At 68.4% G+C, this 18,357-nt stretch carries 13 protein-coding genes and 1 pseudogene; 4 read left to right on the top strand and 10 right to left on the bottom strand.

Annotated features, from left to right (window positions below; genetic code table 11):
- Positions 1-74: 74 nt before the first annotated feature.
- Positions 75-1,172 (top strand): S-methyl-5-thioribose-1-phosphate isomerase, encoded by a 1,098-nt coding sequence (mtnA, locus tag ASG51_RS00120; RefSeq protein WP_056378329.1) that lies wholly within the window; start codon positions 75-77, stop codon positions 1,170-1,172.
- A 4-nt stretch (positions 1,173-1,176) separates the two neighbouring features.
- Here mtnA and ASG51_RS00115 read toward each other — a convergent pair whose 3' ends face one another.
- The 5 genes from ASG51_RS00115 to ASG51_RS00095 all read right to left on the bottom strand — a co-directional run bounded on the left by ASG51_RS00115 (position 1,177) and on the right by ASG51_RS00095 (position 5,522).
- The gene (locus ASG51_RS00115; protein WP_056378326.1) at positions 1,177-2,172 is read right to left on the bottom strand and encodes a MaoC family dehydratase; all 996 of its coding nucleotides are present in this window, start codon (positions 2,170-2,172) and stop codon (positions 1,177-1,179) included.
- Between the two features lie 84 nt (positions 2,173-2,256).
- Positions 2,257-3,354, bottom strand: a complete 1,098-nt coding sequence (gene ychF / locus ASG51_RS00110; RefSeq protein WP_056378324.1) for a redox-regulated ATPase YchF — start codon at positions 3,352-3,354, stop codon at positions 2,257-2,259.
- 67 nt (positions 3,355-3,421) lie between these two features.
- Positions 3,422-4,030: an aminoacyl-tRNA hydrolase gene (pth, locus tag ASG51_RS00105; protein ID WP_056378323.1), complete on the bottom strand. Its 609-nt coding sequence runs from the start codon at positions 4,028-4,030 to the stop codon at positions 3,422-3,424.
- A 126-nt stretch (positions 4,031-4,156) separates the two neighbouring features.
- The gene (locus tag ASG51_RS00100) at positions 4,157-4,849 is read right to left on the bottom strand and encodes a 50S ribosomal protein L25/general stress protein Ctc (protein ID WP_056210838.1); all 693 of its coding nucleotides are present in this window, start codon (positions 4,847-4,849) and stop codon (positions 4,157-4,159) included.
- Positions 4,850-5,294: 445 nt separating this feature from the next.
- Positions 5,295-5,522, bottom strand: coding sequence for a hypothetical protein (locus ASG51_RS00095; RefSeq protein ID WP_056378321.1), 228 nt, complete (start codon positions 5,520-5,522; stop codon positions 5,295-5,297).
- A gap of 714 nt (positions 5,523-6,236) precedes the next feature.
- Between ASG51_RS00095 and ASG51_RS00090 the strand changes: the two genes are divergently transcribed.
- Positions 6,237-6,767: a TIGR02281 family clan AA aspartic protease gene (locus ASG51_RS00090; protein ID WP_056211415.1), complete on the top strand. Its 531-nt coding sequence runs from the start codon at positions 6,237-6,239 to the stop codon at positions 6,765-6,767.
- Positions 6,768-6,858: 91 nt separating this feature from the next.
- Here the strand turns inward: ASG51_RS00090 and mutS are convergent, their stop codons facing one another.
- Together mutS and ASG51_RS00080 are read right to left on the bottom strand one after the other, a co-directional pair.
- Positions 6,859-9,513 carry a DNA mismatch repair protein MutS gene (gene mutS, locus ASG51_RS00085; RefSeq protein WP_244480041.1) on the bottom strand — a complete coding sequence of 885 codons (2,655 nt, stop codon included), beginning with the start codon at positions 9,511-9,513 and terminating at the stop codon, positions 6,859-6,861.
- A 259-nt stretch (positions 9,514-9,772) separates the two neighbouring features.
- Positions 9,773-10,066, bottom strand: coding sequence for a hypothetical protein (locus tag ASG51_RS00080; RefSeq protein WP_056211411.1), 294 nt, complete (start codon positions 10,064-10,066; stop codon positions 9,773-9,775).
- Between the two features lie 205 nt (positions 10,067-10,271).
- On the opposite strand from ASG51_RS00080, the gene ASG51_RS25290 reads away from it, so the two are divergent.
- A complete protein-coding gene (locus ASG51_RS25290; RefSeq protein WP_274534703.1) occupies positions 10,272-10,400 on the top strand; it encodes a hypothetical protein in 129 nt (42 codons plus the stop codon).
- A gap of 40 nt (positions 10,401-10,440) precedes the next feature.
- Positions 10,441-10,665 (top strand): hypothetical protein, encoded by a 225-nt coding sequence (locus ASG51_RS23770; protein ID WP_056210836.1) that lies wholly within the window; start codon positions 10,441-10,443, stop codon positions 10,663-10,665.
- Between the two features lie 139 nt (positions 10,666-10,804).
- Here ASG51_RS23770 and ASG51_RS24720 read toward each other — a convergent pair whose 3' ends face one another.
- The 3 genes and pseudogenes from ASG51_RS24720 to ASG51_RS00070 form a co-directional block, all read right to left on the bottom strand.
- Positions 10,805-11,080, bottom strand: a complete 276-nt coding sequence (locus tag ASG51_RS24720; RefSeq protein ID WP_277996188.1) for a sugar transferase — start codon at positions 11,078-11,080, stop codon at positions 10,805-10,807.
- Between the two features lie 2 nt (positions 11,081-11,082).
- A pseudogene (locus ASG51_RS23760) lies at positions 11,083-11,515 on the bottom strand (sugar transferase); the annotation flags it as partial.
- An 851-nt stretch (positions 11,516-12,366) separates the two neighbouring features.
- Positions 12,367-18,312 (bottom strand): DUF3320 domain-containing protein, encoded by a 5,946-nt coding sequence (locus ASG51_RS00070; RefSeq protein WP_082513802.1) that lies wholly within the window; start codon positions 18,310-18,312, stop codon positions 12,367-12,369.
- Positions 18,313-18,357 lie beyond the last annotated feature (45 nt).

Raw genomic sequence — 18,357 nt, 5'->3', positions numbered from 1 at the left:
ACCGCATTCTGACGTAAACGCCGTCCAACGACGAGGCTTCTCGGCCTCGAAACCGCCAGCATCCGGATCCCCCCATGAAGATCGACGGCAAGCCCTACCGCACCATCTTCCCCGCAGAGGACGGCGCCTCCGTGGCAGTGATCGACCAGACCCGCCTGCCCTTCGCCTTCGAGCTGAAGACGCTGTCCACCCTGGACGAGGCCGCGGTGGCGATCCGCACCATGGTCGTGCGCGGCGCCCCGCTGATCGGTGTCACGGCCGCCTATGGGCTCGCGCTCGGCCTGCGCGCGGATGCCTCCGAAGCCGGGCTCGACCGGGCCGTGGCGATCCTCGCCGCCACGCGGCCGACCGCGATCAACCTGCGCTGGGCCCTCGACCGTGTCGCCGCCAAGCTTCGCACGGTGCCGGCGGTCGAGCGCGCAGCCTTCGCCTACGCGGAGGCCGGCCGTATCGCCGAGGAGGACGTGGAGAGCTGCCACGCCATCGGCGTCCATGGTGCACAGATCCTGAGCGACCTGCACCGTCAAAAGAATCGCACCATCAACGTGCTGACCCACTGCAACGCCGGCTGGCTCGCGACGGTGGATTGGGGAACGGCCCTGGCACCCATCTACGTGGCGCACGATGCCGGCGTGCCGGTCCACGTTTTTGTGGACGAGACCCGCCCTCGGAACCAGGGCGCGGCCCTGACGGCGTTCGAGCTCAACGCCCACGGCGTCCCGCACACCGTCATCGCCGACAATGCCGGCGGCCACCTCATGCAGCACGGTGCCGTCGACGTCTGCATCGTCGGCTCGGATCGTACCACGGCCTCGGGTGACGTCTGCAACAAGATCGGCACCTACCTGAAGGCGCTGGCCGCCAGCGACAACCAGGTGCCGTTCTACGCCGCCCTGCCCTTCTCGACGATCGATTGGACCCTGGACGACGGCGTGCGCGAGATCCCCATCGAGGAGCGCGACGGACGCGAGGTCACGCATCTCACCGGGCGTCTGGCCGATGGCGGCTTCGCCACCGTCGAAGTCGTCTCGCCGGGAAGCCCTGTGGCGAACCCCGCCTTCGACGTGACGCCGGCACGCCTCGTCACCGGTCTCATCACGGAGCGCGGCGTCGCCGCGGCCGATGCCGAGGGGCTTCTCGGCCTTTACCCGGAACGGCGCAAGGCCGCCTGACGCCTCAGGCGTCGGATGCCCATTGCCAGAACACAGAGCCAGTGAAGGCGAAGACTTTCTCGCCGCGCTGGTTCACACCAGTGTTCTGGTGGGAGGCGAGGCCCCAGCCGGGGCGCGACGCGGTCTCGCGCTTGTCGATCAGGGTACAGCTGTATCGGATCGTGTCGCCGGCATAGACCGGCGCCAGCCAGCGCATGTCGCGAAAGCCCGGTGAGGGACCAAGTTGCGGGACCGGACCGGTCTTCGCCGTATGGGCGATGTCGCGGCCGCGGGTGATGTGGAGACGTTTCATCCAAGCGGCAGCGGTATGCCAACCGGAGGCGCAGAGCGCGCCGAAATGGGTGTGCTGGGCGGCCTCCGGGTCGAGGTGGAACGCCTGCGGGTCGTAGGCTTGCGCGAAGGCCATGACCGCCTCCGGCGTGAAGTGGTGGCCGCCGAGATCCCGCACGGCACCGATGGGTGTCGCTTCGAGGAAGTGGAGCTGTTCGGCATCGTCGGGCTCTGCGGACGGCACAGCGTCCGCAGGCGATGCGGCCCGCGGCGGCAAGGGGGCCACGCCGCGCCGCGGAAACATCACCGTGAAGATCTGTGTCATCACGCGCTCGCCATCCCCGTTCAGGACGGTCATCGCGAAACCGACGAAGCCGCGGTCCGGCTTCGAGTTCGAGGCCCGGCAGGTGTCGACCCGGACCGAGATGCTCAGGCAGTCGCCCGGCAGCACCGGCCGGAGCCAGCGCAGCTCGTTGATCCCGGGCGAGCCCATCGAGGTAGCGCCGCGGAAGACATGCTTCTGCAGGAGACGCATCCCGAAGCCGGCGGTCTGCCAGCCGGAGCCGATCAGCTGACCGACGAAGGTTTCCTTGGCGGCCTCCGGGTCGAGGTGGAACGGTTGCGGGTCGAATTCCTGAGCGAAGGCAATGATCTCGGCTTGCGTCACCGTCAGCGGACCACCCTCGATCACCGTACCGGGCGTGAAGTCCTCGAAGGTGATGCCGGTCATGCGGATCCTTTCAGGCGCTGGAACTCGACGGGCCGAGGGACGGCCCGCCGATGCGGGAGCGAGGCCGCCCTCGCTCGTGTCAGATCAGTTGGCGAAGCGGAAATGCAGCACGTCGCCGTCCTGCACCACGTATTCCTTGCCTTCGAGGCGGAACTTGCCGGCTTCCTTGGCGCCGGCCTCACCCTTCAAGCTCGTATAGTCGTGGAAGGCGATAGCCTCGGCGCGGATGAAGCCCTTCTCGAAGTCCGTATGGATCACGCCGGCGGCGGCGGGAGCCCGGGTGCCCTTTTCGATGGTCCAGGCGCGCGCTTCCTTGGGCCCCACCGTGAAGTAGGTGATGAGGCCAAGGAGCTCGTAGCCGGCGCGGATGACACGGTTCAGGCCGGGCTCGGCGAGACCGACAGCCTCCAGGAAATCGCCCTGGTCGCCGAGCGGCATCACGGCGATCTCGCTCTCGATCTTGGCGGAGACCACGACCGCCTTGGCGTCTTCCGCCTTGGCGCGGGCCATCACGGCATCCGAGTAGGCGTTGCCCTTGTCGGCATCGCCTTCATCGACGTTGCAGACATAGAGGACGGGTTTCGCCGTCATTAAGCCGAGGCTCTGGAACAGGTGCTCCTCCTCGGGCTTACGCTGCACAAGGCGCGCAGGCTTGCCTTCGCGCAGCAGCGGCAGGGCACGCTGGACGAGATCGAGGGTCTCCTTGGCCTCCTTGTCGGCGCCCTTGGCCTTCTTCTCGAGGGCGATGATGCGCTTCTCAAGGCTGTCGAGGTCGGCGAGCATCAGCTCGGTCTCGATCGTCTCGATGTCGGCCGCTGGGTCGACCTTGCCCTCGACATGCGTCACGTCACCGTCGGTGAAGCAGCGAACCACATGCGCGATGGCATCGACCTCGCGGATGTTGGCGAGGAACTGGTTCCCCAGGCCTTCGCCCTTCGAGGCGCCGCGCACGAGGCCGGCGATATCCACGAACGTGAGCCGGGTCGGAATGATTTCCTTCGAGGCTGCGATCCTGGCGAGATCGTCGAGACGCGGATCCGGCACCGCCACCTCGCCGACATTCGGCTCGATCGTGCAGAAGGGATAGTTCGCCGCCTGCGCCGCCGCCGTCTGCGTCAGCGCATTGAAAAGGGTCGACTTGCCGACGTTCGGCAGGCCGACGATGCCGCATTTGAAGCCCATGGGTCACCTGTCCGTTCGCGGGTCCGCTGAAAAGCTGCCCGCGTGAAATCCGATGTCACCGCTGCGGTCAATCGCGCGCGTTGACCTGTTTGACGTCGTCCCAGCCGCGCCCCGCCATGGCGAGGTGGACCTTGTTCTGAAAGCTCGCATCCTCGCCACCGGCCAGCAGGGGCGCATGGTCGGCGATGGCCCGGCGGAGGTCGTCGACCCAGGCCTCCTCCGCCTTGCCGAAGTTGTTCAGCACGTAGGCGTGCACCAGGGCCTTGTCCCCTGGATGTCCGATACCGAGGCGGACCCGGCGGTAATCGTTGCCGCATTGCGCCGTGATCGAGCGCAGCCCATTGTGGCCGGCATTGCCCCCCCCCGTCTTCACCCGCAGCTTGGCCGGGGCGAGATCCAGTTCGTCGTGCAAGACGATGACGTCGGAGAGGGCGATCTTGTAGAAGCGCTGCGCTTCCTGCACGGCACGCCCGGATTCGTTCATGAAGGTCTGCGGCTTCAGCAGGATCGCCCGCTCGGACCCGAGGGCCACTTCGGCGATCTCCCCCTGGAACTTATGGCGCCACGGTCCGGCGCGGTGCACGCGCGCGATCTCGTCCACGGCGAGGAAGCCGATATTGTGGCGGTTCCTGGCGTAGCGTGGGCCGGGATTGCCGAGGCCGACGATCAGGCGCATTGCGCGAATCGATCCAGACAGGTTTTCGCATCGGAACGCCGCGGGCGTCCCCGGAAACGGAGATGCCCCGGCCTGATGGCCGGGGCACCCGCAGGGATGGGGTGAGACAGGGCTTGCGCCCCAGGCTCAATCCTCCTTCTTCTCGTCCTCGCCGGCCTCCTCGGTGGCCTCTTCTTCGGCCTTCTCCTCGGCGGCCTCGGCGGACTGCGCCTCAGCGATCGCGGCCTCTTCGGCCTCGACCTCGGCGCCAAGCACGGTCGGCGGCACGATGTTGGCGACGGTGGCGTCGGGCTCACCGGTGAAGGTGGCGCCGGACGGCAGCTTCACGTCGGTGATGTGGATGGCATCACCGATATCACGGCCGGTTAGATCGATCTCGATGGCATCCGGGATCGCGTCGGGCGCAACCTCGAGCGCAAGCGTGTGAAGCACGACGTTGAGCGTGCCGCCCTTCTGCTTGATGCCGGGGGCCGCGTCCTCGTTCAGGAAGTGGACCGGGACCTCAACCGTGATCGACTGGCCGGCAACGACGCGCAGAAAATCGACGTGGATCGGCACGCCGGACACCGGATCCAGGTGGAAGTCGCGCGGGATTGCGCGAGTCTTCTTGCCGCCCGCATTGATCTCGAACAGGGTGGTCTTGAAGCCACCAGCGTAGATCAGCGTGCGGACGCGGACCAGGTCGACGGCGATGGACTGCGGAGCCTGACCGCCACCATAGATGACGGCGGGAACTTGACCCTGGCGACGAACGGCCCGGGCGGCCCCCTTGCCGACCCGGTCGCGTGCCACGGCCTCAAGCGTCTTGACTGCGCTCATGGCGTGATCCTTTTGAAAATGAAAATCTCGGGAAAACGCGAAAGGCCGCCCGAAACGGACGGCCATGCCCCGATCCCCGAAGCGCCCGTGCCTCCAAGGGTGTCTGGCGGGCGCTGGCGCGGCCTATACCCGCAAGTAACGCGCGGCGCAACCGAGGCGTCGTCCGGACGCGGTCATTTCAGCGCGAGCCGATCGCCCCAAGGCGATCCATCCGACCCGGATCCGCATCGTGGACCGAAGCCTGGCTGACGATATCTCGGCGTGCAACTAGGCGAGCCCGGCCCGAGACACGAACGCGCTATCTTACTAATCGAATCTATAGATCGGATAATTTGAGAGATCTTTCGCTTTCGGCCACGAGGCATTGACGAAAACGCTCCAATGGGAAACGTCCCACTGGAGCGCGGATCGGAGAGATACTGCCCTGACGCACGGGGCGGTCGTCTTAACGAACGGACACGTCAGCGGTCTCGGCAATGACCCGCCGGGTGGCAGGCACGCGTGGGGTCAGGGAAGGCGTCGTCGTCAACTCGGAAGCGGGACGCACGGTGGCCGTTGCGCGGACCTGCTCGCGATACAGCGGCGGCATAAGGAATGTACGGTCGTCCGCCATCGCAGTATTGGCAAGGCTGGCCGTTGCGAGGGTCGCGAGAATCAAGATACGGCTGGTCATGACAGGTGTCCTTCTTTTCACCGGAGGTCCATGCCTCGTCCGGTGATCGCAATGTATTTGCACCGCACCATCATTCAAACAGATGATTTCAATAATTGATATCGATGAAATCAATGAGAGGGTAATGCGTATGGCTGGCCGCGTCCCCTTCAGTCTGCGCCACCTGCGTCAAGCCGTGCACCCGAGCCTTTGAGGGGTGTGGTTCGCTTGACCGCAGACGGAGCCAGCAGGCTTCCTCACGCTGACAATCCCGCCCGGGGAGAACGATAGTACCCGGGCACCCGTCGTGCGGGCAGCGACGCGCTCCATCGCGGGGAAGGTCTCGGCCGCGCCCCGATTCCACGTTTCGAAGGTTTGGCTCCAGGCTTCATCGGTGTGCAGTTCGGCAGCATCAGCCCAAGCGACGCGTTCACCCCAATTAAGCCCCGCCATCGCCGCGACACTAGAGTAGGCGTGTTTGAACTTCGCGGCCCAGCAGGCGGCCTGCGCCGAGCAACTTGCTAACGTTGGGTAGGACACCTTTCTATCCGAGGTTGCCGACCTCCAGGGCCAGCAATTGCGGTGCCGCAGCGCGATCTCATCAATCGATCCCGTCAGCGACTCTGAAACCATAAGCCTTGGTCACAGCGAATCACGAGAAGATTCCCGCCCCAAACCGACAGCTCGTTCACCCTGGCGGATCTATTCTTCCGCATCGAGGAAGGAATGGATGCTATGACACGACCGATCGTATGGGCGCTCGGAGTGACGGCAGCCGCCGCAATGTGGGCCGTCGGGCTAGCAGAGCGATTCCAACGTCCGCTGGCCCCGGAGACTGCCATCATTGCCACGCCGCTGGGCGAGCGCGCCATGGGCGCATCGGTGCGAGGCGGCCCGAGCACCCTGACGCTCTTCTCCGATGCGCAAGGACACTTCTCGACCGATGCGGTGATCGACGGGAAGCGTCTACGCATGTTGGTCGATACCGGTGCAACAGCCTGCGCCTTCACTTACGAGGATGCAGAGCGCGCGGGCTTGCGGGTCGGCGAACACGAATTCCGCGTACCGGTCCAGACTGCCAACGGTACCATCCTGGCGGCGCCGGTGCGTATTCCTGAAATACGGATCGGCACCATCACCGTTCAAGGGGTCAACGGCATGGTCATGCCTCGCGGGCGCCTGTCCACCAGCCTCCTCGGCATGTCCTTTCTGAAGCGCTTGAACGAGTTCAGTATGAATGGAGGCCGCCTCACCCTGCGGGGGTGACCCTGTCGACGTCCTATCGGGTCCAAGGTGTCAACGATCAGGCCCCGCCCGTGGGCCCAGTCGTCGGCACCTGAGACCATCCGAGACGTCCTCAATGGCCCTGGCTGACCACAGCTTTGAGCCTGTACAGGGCCTCCAGGGCCTCGCGTGGCGTTAGCGCGTCCGGATCGATGGCTTCGAGAGCGAGGCGCAGGGTGTCGTCGGGCGCTTCGGAGACCGGCTCCGGCATCGGCGGCGGCGCCAGATTGGCAAAGAGCGGCAAGTCGTCGATGCGGGGCCTTGAGGGTCGGTCGCGCTCGGCTTTCTCGAGATGCTTCAGGATCGAACCCGCGCGGGCGATCACGCCGGCCGGAAGGCCTGCCAGCCGTGCCACCTGCAACCCGTAGGAGCGCTCGGCCACGCCCGGCACCACTTCATGCAGGAAGACGACTTCGCCCTTGTGCTCGGCCACCCGGAGAGTCGCGTTGTCGAGGTGGGAAAGGCGCTGTCCAAGGGCGGTAAGCTCGTGGAAGTGGGTCGCGAACAGGGCGCGACCGCCATTCTGCTCGTGCAGGTGCTCAAGGCAGGCCCAGGCGATGGAGAGGCCATCGAAGGTCGCGGTGCCGCGACCGATCTCGTCCAAGATCACGAGGGAGCGACGGGTCGCCTGATTCAGGATCGCAGCGGTCTCGACCATCTCGACCATGAAGGTCGATTGCCCTCGGGCGAGGTCGTCAGCGGCACCAACGCGGGAGAACAGCCGATCGACGACGCCGAGGCGAACGCGCGCCGCCGGCACGAACGCGCCGATCTGCGCCAGGACGGCAATCAGCGCGTTCTGACGCAGGAAAGTCGACTTGCCGCCCATATTGGGACCCGTCACCAGGCGGATGCGCCCGCGCCCCTCCCCCGACAGATCGCAATCGTTGGCGATGAAGGGAGCCCCGGAGCGGTGGAGCGCCGCCTCCACCACGGGATGGCGTCCTCCTTTCACCACGAAGGCGTAGCTTTCATCGACAAGAGGGCGGCGCCAGTCGCGCTCGACCGCGAGTTCGGCGTGCGACGCGGCCACATCGAGCCGCGCGAGGGCCTCGGCCACTTCAGCAATAGCGGTTGCCTGCGTCAGGACTCGTCCGGCGAGGGCATCGAACACGGCGTTTTCCAAGGCCAGGGCCCGGTCGGATGCACCCGAGATCCGGCTTTCGAGCTGGCCGAGTTCGATACTGGTGAAGCGCATCGCATCGACCATGGTCTGGCGATGGATGAAGGTCTCGCGCATCACACCTTTGAGGCAGGCCTCGCCCACCCCCTGCGGCACCTCGATGTAGTAGCCGAGCATGTTGTTGTGTTTGATCCGAAGGGTACGACAGCCAGTCTCCTCGGCGTAACGCGCCTGCAGGGCAGCGATGACCTTTCGTGAATCCTGGCCGAGCAGTCGGCTTTCGTCGATCTCCGAATCGTAGCCGGGGCGTACGAACCCCCCATCTTGACGCTTCAGGGGGAGGTCGTCGGCCAGCGCCGCACGAAGTTCCGACACCAGGGCGCGGTCCACGGCAGCAAGGCAGGTCGCGACCGCCAAGAGATCCTCCGGCAGGCGCACAAGGCTCCCACATCGATCGGCGAGATCCTGCGCCGCGTCGAGACCATCACGGAGAGCCGCGAGGTCACGTGGGCCGCCCCGTCCTAAGGCAAGACGCGAGAGGGCTCGGGCGAGATCCGGCGCTCTTGCGAGGCTGTCGCGGAAGGCGGCGCGGGTAGGCGCATCATCGACCAGGAACTCCACAGCTGCGTGGCGGTGCCGGATCGCCTCGAGATCAGTCAGGGGGCCGGCGAGGTGCTCCGCAAGGAGGCGGGCCCCACCCGCGGAGACAGTCCGGTCGATGGCGTCCAGCAGGCTTCCCTTACGCTCACCGGATAGGGTTCGGGTCAGTTCGAGATTGGCACGGGTGGATGCATCGATGGAGAGGGTCGCGGCGGAACTCTCTCGAGTCGGCGGTGACAGGGTCGGACGCGCACCGACCTGTGTACGCTCGATGTAAAGCAGTGCCGCCCCTGCGGCGGCGATCTCGGCCCGCCCGAACTGGCCGAAGCCCTCCAGAGTCGAAACCCCGAATTGCGCCTTGAGCCGCCGTTCTGCCGCGGAGAGTTCGAGTTCAGCCTGGGCCAACGGCGTTACGGGGGCCGAGCATTCGCGCCACAACCGGGCGAGCGCCGGATCGGCGTGAATGGTTTCCGACAGCACGATCTCGCGCGGATCGTGCCGGGCGATCGCGGAGTCGAGTTCGCCGGACGGCACCTCGCTCAGGGAGAAGCGCCCCGTCGAGATGTCCACGGCTGCAAGACCATAGACGGAGGCCGTTTCCCCCGCCTTACGACGGGCGATCGCGAGCAGGATATTCGCACGAGCCGGATCGAGGAGGTGATCTTCGGTGATGGTCCCGGGCGTGACAAGTCGGACCACTTCGCGCCGGACGACGGATTTTGGACCCCGCTTCTTCGCTTCGGCTGGATCTTCCGTCTGCGCACAGACCGCAACACGATGGCCGAGCGCGATGAGGCGGCTGAGGTAGTCGTCGGCGCGATCCACCGGCACGCCGCACATGGGGATGTCGGTCCCGCCGTGCTTCCCCCGTTTGGTGAGCACGATCCCCAAGGCGCGGGATGCGATTTCCGCATCCTCGAAGAACAGTTCGTAGAAATCGCCCATCCGATAAAACAGAAGGCAATCGGTGTTAGCGGCCTTGATCTCGATATACTGCGCCATCATCGGGGTGGCGCCAGCCGTCTCGAGGACGGCCGTACTGGTCGCGTAATCCGAGGGAGCGGAACCGGACTTGGCAACGGAGCGGGCGATGCGCTGTGACATGGGCTCAGCATAGCAGAGCGGCCGTCGGAGAATCAGCGCGAGGATGCGTCTCGCCTGGGGAGAAGCAAAAAAGCGCCAGCGCTGGGGAATGTGAAAAGGGCCGACGTGCTCTGCACGTCGGCCCTACGATCAACCGGACTGCTGTGACCGACGCCGATGATCAGTAGCGCGGGCCGCCTGAGGTGTTGCCCTTCTGCTGCTGATAGCCGGGCTGCGACGGATTGCGGGAATTCGGATCGCTCATCATCCGCGATCGCGGCATGCGGTGCATGCGGCGGTGATGACGGTGATAGCGCATGCCGCGGTGGTGACGGCGATAAGCGACCTGGTCGACCACTTGATCACCGGCGACGGCAAGGGCAGGCGTTGGCATCACGGGAGCGGCCGACGCAGACGTCAGTCCGATGGCGCCGAGCAGAGTGCTGGCGGCCAGAGCGATCGCAAGTTTCGTCATGAGTTCCATCTTCCGTCGACGCGCCCGTTGCGCATCCAGCGAACAAGTCCTTCCAAGTGAATCCGTTCCCATTCGTGGGCATCGAAGATGCCACTCTTTGCGAAGATTTGTTGGGATGAAAGAGACAATGGAAGCCCGCGTGCGGGGCAGCTCAGCGAGCAGTCTTCAGATGCATTGCTCTTCGACGGCAGATTCGGACGGGTTCATGGAAAAGAACGCTGTCCGGGACCCACCGGCGATTGGCGCCTTCATTGCGCGCGTGCCGGTGCTGCGTGATGCCGACTGGCTGTTGAAGCAACGCCACCGTCGACGTTTCGCCGATCCCCCCGCTTGAACGTTCAGCTGGAGAATTGGGCTTGTTTCAGGAGTAGGCGATGTCCTGGACCGTCCATTGGAGCGAATCGGTCAAAGCAGGCTTATCCGAGGAGGATGTTGTGTCGCATGTCTATCTCGCCATACGAGGCGAAGAGGAGGCGTTACGCGTCGCGTGCGAATTCTTGAATCAAGGGTTGATCGTCTGGTCGATCCGGCGGGATCATGGAATCCTGGAGATGGACCGACATCGCATCTTTCATCACTTCAATCCGCTCACCTCGTAGGTCGCCAGATCGGATCTCTGGATCTTCGCTCTGTCCTACCCCCGGGACGGGCCGGCACGCTCGTTGGATGAAGCGAGGGATCGGTATCGGGCGAGCACGAAGATTTATCGCGCTAGACTACGGGCAGAGGAAGTGAGCTTCAGAAGGCGTTGGTGCGGCGGGTGATTTCGGCGAGGACGGTGCGCAGGAGGATCTGGAGGTCGAGGCGCAGGCTCTGGTTCTCAATGTACCAGAGGTCGAGGGCGGCGCGGCGCTGCATGTCGGCCAGGGTGGGGGTGGGCCCSCGCGAACCGTTGATCTGGGCCCAGCCGGTRATGCCGGGCTTGACGGCGAAGCGGTGGCGGTAGGTCGGGATCTCGGCGCCGTAGTAGAGGTCGTGGGCCAGGGCATGGGGGCGCGGGCCGACCAGGGCCATGNATGCCGGGCTTGACGGCGAAGCGGTGGCGGTAGGTCGGGATCTCGGCGCCGTAGTAGAGGTCGTGGGCCAGGGCATGGGGGCGCGGGCCGACCAGGGCCATGTCGCCCTGCAGCACGTTGAGGAGCTGGGGCAGCTCGTCGATGCTGGTCCGGCGCAGCAGGGCGCCGACGCGGGTCACCCGGGCGTCGCCCCGGGTGGCCTGGTGCACGACCGCCCCGTCATCCAGCACGCGCATGGTGCGGAACTTGTAGATCTGGAACGGGTGCCCGTCCTTGCCGGTGCGGGTCTGGCGGAACAGGACCGGGCCCTTGCTGTCGAGGCGCACCAGGAGGGCGACCAGGACCAGGAGCGGGGCGACCAGGAACAGGGCCAGGGCGGCCAGGGTCTGGTCCAGGGCGGGGCGGAGGGCCGCCAGGCTGGGACGGGCGAGGCNCGACCAGGACCAGGAGCGGGGCGACCAGGAACAGGGCCAGGGCGGCCAGGGTCTGGTCCAGGGCGGGGCGGAGGGCCGCCAGGCTGGGACGGGCGAGGCCGGGACGGGATGGGGTCAGCGCGGTCGTGGTGGTGCCGACGGGAAGGCCCTTCCGAGCAGAAGTGGTGTCCATCGTGACAGTGCCCTCAGGATAAGCAGACATTGATTCCCATCAGCCCGTGGCGCTGAAGCGAAACGGGACAAATCCGTCCTATTTCGATCCGGTGCACGTCTATCTCTCCTAATGAAGCAGAAACCAAGCCAATTATTCGCGAGCCGGACAATCGACGTTTTCTCCGCGGCGACCGGCGTTGCTCACCCTTCGGCATTGCTGTTCGCGCGACAATTAACGGTTGTCTCGGGGTCATAAAGCGGAGTTAGATAAATATAGGATCGCAGGTTAGGCTCAATTCGGCTGTTGCTTCATTGCAGAAAGGAACCTGCTTTCGGATCGCGGCAGGGTCCTTTTGTTGCGATGCGACATAAACCACGGGACATCGGAGCGGCAAGAGGTTTGATCCACGCCCACAATCTGTCGCCGGGACAGGTGGACGGAGGTCGAACATTGATGGAGTCGCGTTTCGAGCGTGTGCTGGCGCGATGTCGTGATCCTGGCGCAGGGTCCGGGGTGATTCCTCCGGTCGTCGGGCGGCGCTCCGGCTGACGCCCCCGTTCGGCCGCCTCCGCGCCCGCCGATTCGGCAGGATGCGCACGCCCGAGGCCCCGAGCTCCCGTTGCAGGGACCTGAGCCGCGATCTTTGTGAACGGCGCGGGCCAGGCCAGGCCGATGGCGTTCGCGGCGGCAGCCCCGTCAGGTTCCGGACGGCCCGCCACGGCGCGCGCCCGCCGCCGCGGCGCGTTCGCATGCGCGCGCGAACCGGACCCGTGTCGCCGCCTCCACTCGCGACAGACCGACCGCCTGGGCCATCAGTCGCGCGCGCTCGACCTCGGACGTGCCCGGCGCCACCGATTCGGCGAGACCGACGAGTTCCGGCATCGGCGTTTCCGCATGGCTGCGCAGGCCGGCGGGCGCCACCCGGTAGGGATGCCGCGCCCGCGGTTCGTCGTGGGGTGGCCACAGCACGGCGCGACCGTCATCGTCGCTGCGGGCCACCGAGGCGGGGACCTGTTCGAGGATCCTCTCGCGGATGAGGGGGCCCACCCGCTGCAGGCCGTGGGCGCGGGCCACGCGCCGGAGCAGCACGTCTTCGTAGATCGGCCCCTCCACGGTAAGCACGTGCGCCACAAGGGCCGCCAGGATCGGGCGGTAGGCGGCGTCATGGAAGCGCGTGGGCTCCGGGACGAGGCCGAGATCGGCCGGGTCCGCGAGACGGTACGTCGGATCGCGCGCCACCGTGGGAATCGGCGGCGGCCCAGGCGTGGGGGGAAGCCCGGCGTCGAGCCGGTGGGCCGGCATCGCGTCGTCCGCCTCCGGAACGGGAGTCGGGCTCGGAGCACCCGTCGTCGCCGCAGCGGTCGTGTAATCCGCAGGGTCCGTCAGGATCGGGGCGTCGGGCACGGGTGCCGCGATCGGATCGCTCTCCGCCGTGGCTTCGACGGCATCGAGGCGGTCGGCCTCGAGGTCCTCCCGCAGGCGCCGGTCGAGCTGCGCGAGTGCGCCGGCTGCGTCGCTCCACCAGGCGGTGCTCCAGACCCGCCGGATGCGCCAGCCGAGATCGGTCAGCACATGCTCGCGCAGACGGTCGCGGTCGCGGGCCGTCGCGGACCGATGATAGGTGGCGCCGTCGCACTCGATGCCGGCGAGGTAGCGCCCCGGCGCGTCGGGGTGGACGATGCCGAGATCGATCCGGAAGCCCGAGACGCCGATCTGCGCGTGCACGGTCCAGCCCTTGGCCCGCAGCGCCGCCATGACGGCGGCCTCGAACGGCGACTCGACCTCTCCGCCGGTGGGTGCGAAGGCCTCGGCGAGCGCCCGCGACCCGCGGTCGGCGAATTCGAGGAAGTGCTTGAAGTCGCGCACCCCGCGGGTCCGGGTGCGGCCGAGGTCGATCTGCTCGGGCCGGATCGAGGCGAAGACCACGAGCTCCTGCCTGGCCCGCGTGATGGCGACGTTCAGGCGGCGATGGCCACCCTCCTTGTTGAGGGAGGACACCGTGCTCACCGTTCGGCCGCCCGGGTCGGGACCGACTGCGACCGAGAACAGGATGACGTCGCGCTCGTCGCCCTGCACGGTCTCGAGGTTCTTCACGAAGACGGGCTCGTGCCAGCGGTCGCGATCGAAGTACGGCTCCAGCTCCGGATCGGATCGCCGTTGCGCGTCGAGCAGGTTCTCGATCAGCCGCTGCTGCTCGCCGTTGAAGGTGACGATGCCGAGGGAGCGCCGCGCCCGCGCGAAATCCGGATCGCGCAGGCGGCGCACGATGTCGGCGACGACGGCGCGGGCCTCGGGCCGGTTCACGCGGCCGGCTCCACGCTCGTAGACGCCGTCCGGCACGAAGGTCAGGCGCACCGCCCGGTCCTGGGTCACCGGCGAGGGAAACGTGATGAGGCGGCCGCCGTAGTAACGGGCGTTCGAGAAGGCGATCAGGCTCTCGTGGCGGCTGCGGTAATGCCAGTCGAGGGCCCGCCGCGGGAGGTTGGCCGCGAGGCACGCATCGAGGATCGATTCCTGGTCCGCGATGTCGCCACCGTCCTCGGTGTCGTCGCCGGCGCGGTCGCCGACGCTGGTCGGCGGAAGCTGCTCGGGATCGCCGACGACGACCACCTGCCGGCCTCGCGCCATCGCCCCGATGGCGTCCCAGGGGGCGATCTGCGAGGCCTCGTCGAAGATGACGATGTCGAACGGCGTCCCATCGGGGGGCAGGTACTGGGCGATCGACAGCGGGCTCATCATCACGCAGGGAGTGAGCCGCGCGAGGGCGTTCGGCATCGTGCCGAACAGCTTGCGCAGGGGCATCTGTGCCCGCTTCTTGGTCAGTTCGTGCGAGAGCGTGCCCCATTCGGGGTCGTTCCCGAAGGTCGTCGGACCCGGGATACCGCTCCCCAGGCGGGCGCGGACGACCTGCCGGGCGAGGTCGCCGACCCGGGCATCCGCGGCGCGGAACCGGGCGATCGCGTCCTCGTGGCGCTCCGGCAGGAAGCCGCGCAGGACCGGGTCGTCGCCGACGACGCGGTCGATCCACCAGCGGGCATAGGCGATCTCGAACGCCGCCTCGGCGGCGTCGGGGTCGATCCGGCCCGCCTCCAGGCCCTCGATCAAGGGGCCGAGGCCGAGGCCGCGCGCCGCTTGGGCCGCGCCCTGCCAGGCACACCAGCCCTGGGCGCGTCCGAGCCCGGCGGCCCAGCGCCGGGCGCGGGCGAGGCCGGCGCCGATCCAGTCCGCCTCCGCGGCCGGCGGCGTCTCGGAATCGCCCCGCCCGGCTCGGCGGGCCAACGCCGTCGTCGCGTCGCGCGTCCGGGCGTGATCCTGCGCGAAGGCGGCGTAGGCCTCCGCACGGGAGCCACCCGCCTCCCAGCCCTGGGACGGATGGGTGACGAGCCGGACGACGTGGTCGCGCAGGCGCTCGGGGCCGAGACTCGACGGCCCGAGGCGGGGCAGGAGCCGCGCCACCGTCTCGGCCCAGGCGATGGCCGGCGCGAAGTCGGCGGCGGGCCCCTCCGGGTCGCTCCAGGGCGGGCCCAGCCGGGCGAGGGCCGCCTCCTCGGGCCGGCCGGCCTGCCCGTGCCGGGCGAGTTCGATCAGGCCGGCGAGGTCCGGCCCGAGATCCTCCGGTAATGCGCCCTCCGCATAGGGCTGAACCTGCAGCAGGACCTTCCTCAGGCGCCCGCCCCGGACGAGGAAGTTCGCGCCGCGCGCCGCGACCCACTCGGCGAGGAGCCCGGGCAGGTCCTGGTCGAGGAGGCCGGGCCGGTACGCGCCGGTGAGCCGGCCGCGGAGTGCGGCCCGGGTCGCCTGGAAGTGGTCGCGCGCGACCACCGCCCGGCGCAGGTCGCCGGCGGCATCCGCCAGGAAGGCGCCTCCGCAGGCGGCCTCGGGACGGATCAGCGCGCTGCCGAGATCCAGGAGGCCGCGGATCCCCGCCTCGGTCGCCGGCAGGGCCGGGAGCCCGATCGCCGCGGCGAAGGCCTGTCCGCTCGCGCGCAGGGCCGTCAGGGACTCGATGACGGCGGCGATCCCCGCGCCCAGGCCGTCGCGCCAGACCGGCGACCATTCGGTGGCGACGATACCTTGCAGCGGATGGTCGGCCAGGGGACCCACCGAGGCCAGGACGGGGCGCAAGTCCCGGCAGGCCGCCCGCAGGGCCGCGAGGGTGTCCGGTTCGTGGGCCCGGTGGTCGGGCCAGGCGAGGACGAGGCTCTCCGCGTCAGGGCCCGCCGCGATCACGCGTCCGAAGGCCTCGTAGGCCGTGAGCCCGTTCTCCCGCCGCCGATGCAGGGCCTGCACGAGGCCGTTCAGCTCGGCGCGCAGGCTCGCGAGGGTGCGCGTGGCGCCCGGCCATTCTGTCTGCGCAGGCGCGGCGCGCGCGTGCCACGCCCGGCGCAACTGCCCGAGCACCGCCGATTTCTGGGCCTTGGTGGCATGCACCTCCAGGCAGGAATCGCCGAGACCGACCTCCTGCAGGCGCCGCTGCACCACCTCGAGGGCGGCCGTCTTCTGCGAGACGAACAGCACCGTGCGTCCCTGCGCCAGGCACTGGGCGATCATGTTGGCGATGGTCTGGCTCTTCCCGGTGCCGGGCGGCCCGAACAGGACGAAGTCCTTGCCGCCGGCGGCCGCCAGGACGGCGGAGAGCTGCGAGGAATCCGCCGAGAGAGGTGCGAAGACCGTCTCGGGCGGATGGTCCCGATCGAGTTGCGACGGATCGGGGAAGGGCGTCCCGTCGCCGTAGGCGTGCTTGGGCGTCTCGATGAGGTGGCGCACCACCGGGTTGCGCGTGAGGCGGTCGCCTTGGTCGACGAGATCCTTCCACATCAGGTGCTTGGTGAAGGAGAAGGTCGCCAGCACCATGTCGGGCACCACCTCCCAGCCGCGCAGGTCGCGCGTGTGGCCGCGGACGCTCCGGACGATCGCGTCCACGTCGATGCCGGATGCGTCGCGGGGCAGGTCGCCCTCCAGATCCGGCATCCGCAGCCGGAAGTCCTGGCGCAGCATCTCGAGGAGGGTCGGGTTGATGCGGACCTCGTCGTCGTGCAGCGCCAGGCGGAAGCCGGCGCGGACGCTGGCACGCCGGAGGGTGACCGGGACCAGCAGCAGCGGCGCCCGGTGGGCGGCCTCGTCCGCCTTGCGGGTCCAGGACAGGAACCCGATGGCCAGGAACAGGATGTTGGCCCCGCCCTCCTCGAACCCGCTGCGGGCGAGGCGATAGAGATCGAGCAGGCGACCGTCGAGATCGGCCTCCGTCGCGGTGGTGGGGATCTCGTTCCGGGCCAGGGCGCCTTCGGACCCGGCCGGCCCGTCGGAGACCGGCGTCAGCCGGAACGCGTGCCCGGCCGCCAGGCCGTCTTCCAGGGCGCCGGGATCGATGCCCGCGAGGGCGATGGCGCCCTTGCCGGGCTTGAAGTTCAGGAGCTTGTTGCGCAGCGACAGGTCAAGGAGCTTCCGTTTCCAGCGCTCCAGGCGACCGACCGGCGTCTCGGGCGCCGCGTCGAGGCGCGGGCGCTCCGCCTCGTCGAAGGCGGGGGCTTCCGAGAGGGGCTGGTCCAGCGGTTCGACCGGACCGGGGGCCGCCTCCCTGCCCCGGCCGCCGAGATCCATGGGGCGGATGCCGCGCCGGCGGCAGCCGCGGATGTCGATGGCGATGTCGAGGGCCGCCGGAGCGCCGTCCTCCACCAGCCCGGCGCCGTGATCGACCGCGGCCCGGAAGGTCGTCGGTGGATCCTGCGTCAGCAGCGTCGTGTCGACGAGGATCAGGTCCTGCAGATCGCGCCGCTTGCGCAGGTGCTGCCGGTCGTCGATCGTCGCGCTCGCGAAGCCCTCGTCCTGGAGCCACACGCCGACGAAGGCGTGGCCGACGGTCAGTACCAGTACCGGGTTCAGGCCGGCCTGCTCCAGGCAGGCGGCGTAGAGCAGGGAGAGGTCGAGGCAGGTCCCGACCCGGTCCTCGATCACCTCGCCCGGACCGCGCACCGTCTGTCCGGCCTGCTCGAAGCGCGCCGGGGGGAGGACGGAGGCGAGGCGATGGTCGGCCAGGGCGGCCCAGATCGCCCCGGCGAGGTCCCAGGCCCGGACCTTGCCGCCGCGCCCGTAGCCATCCAGCGTGGTCGCGCGGCCCGCCGCGCCGAGCTTCCTGGCGGCCGTGCGCAGGACGGCGTCGACGGCCGGATCGTCGGGTCGGACGAAGGCGGCGAGGAGGTGGGGCGCGCTCGGGGCGCCACCCCAGTGCGCCGGCGGCAGCAGGCGCATCTCGGCGACCGTCCGCCCCCGCTCGCCCTCCGCATCCTCCAGGATCACCGTCAGGGCGAGGCGGCCGACCTCGGTGCAGGCGGCGAGGAGGCCGGCATCGAGGGGCAGGGACGGGGTCTCGACCCGATAATTCGAACCCGCGGCCATGCGGTCGATGCGCAGCGTCAGTGGGCCCGCCACCGGTGGCCGGCTCTCGATGCGCAGCCGGAGGTCGACGAGATCGGCCTCCGTGGCGTTGGCGATCGCGATCTCCTGGATGACCGGAATCGCGCTCGCCGAATAGGCGAGGCTGACGTGGTCCGTGGCGGTGCAGGCGAGGCGAAGACCGGATGCGGGGCGAAGACCGGACGGCACCGCTGCCTCGGCGCCGGGCGCATCCGCCGCGCGGCTCATGCGGCGATCCCGCGGCCGGCAGGCCCACGGTTCGAGGCGGGGCCC

Source organism: Methylobacterium sp. Leaf465, from assembly GCF_001424705.1.
Classification (GTDB): domain Bacteria; phylum Pseudomonadota; class Alphaproteobacteria; order Rhizobiales; family Beijerinckiaceae; genus Methylobacterium.
This window is presented reverse-complemented; position numbering and strand designations above follow the sequence as displayed.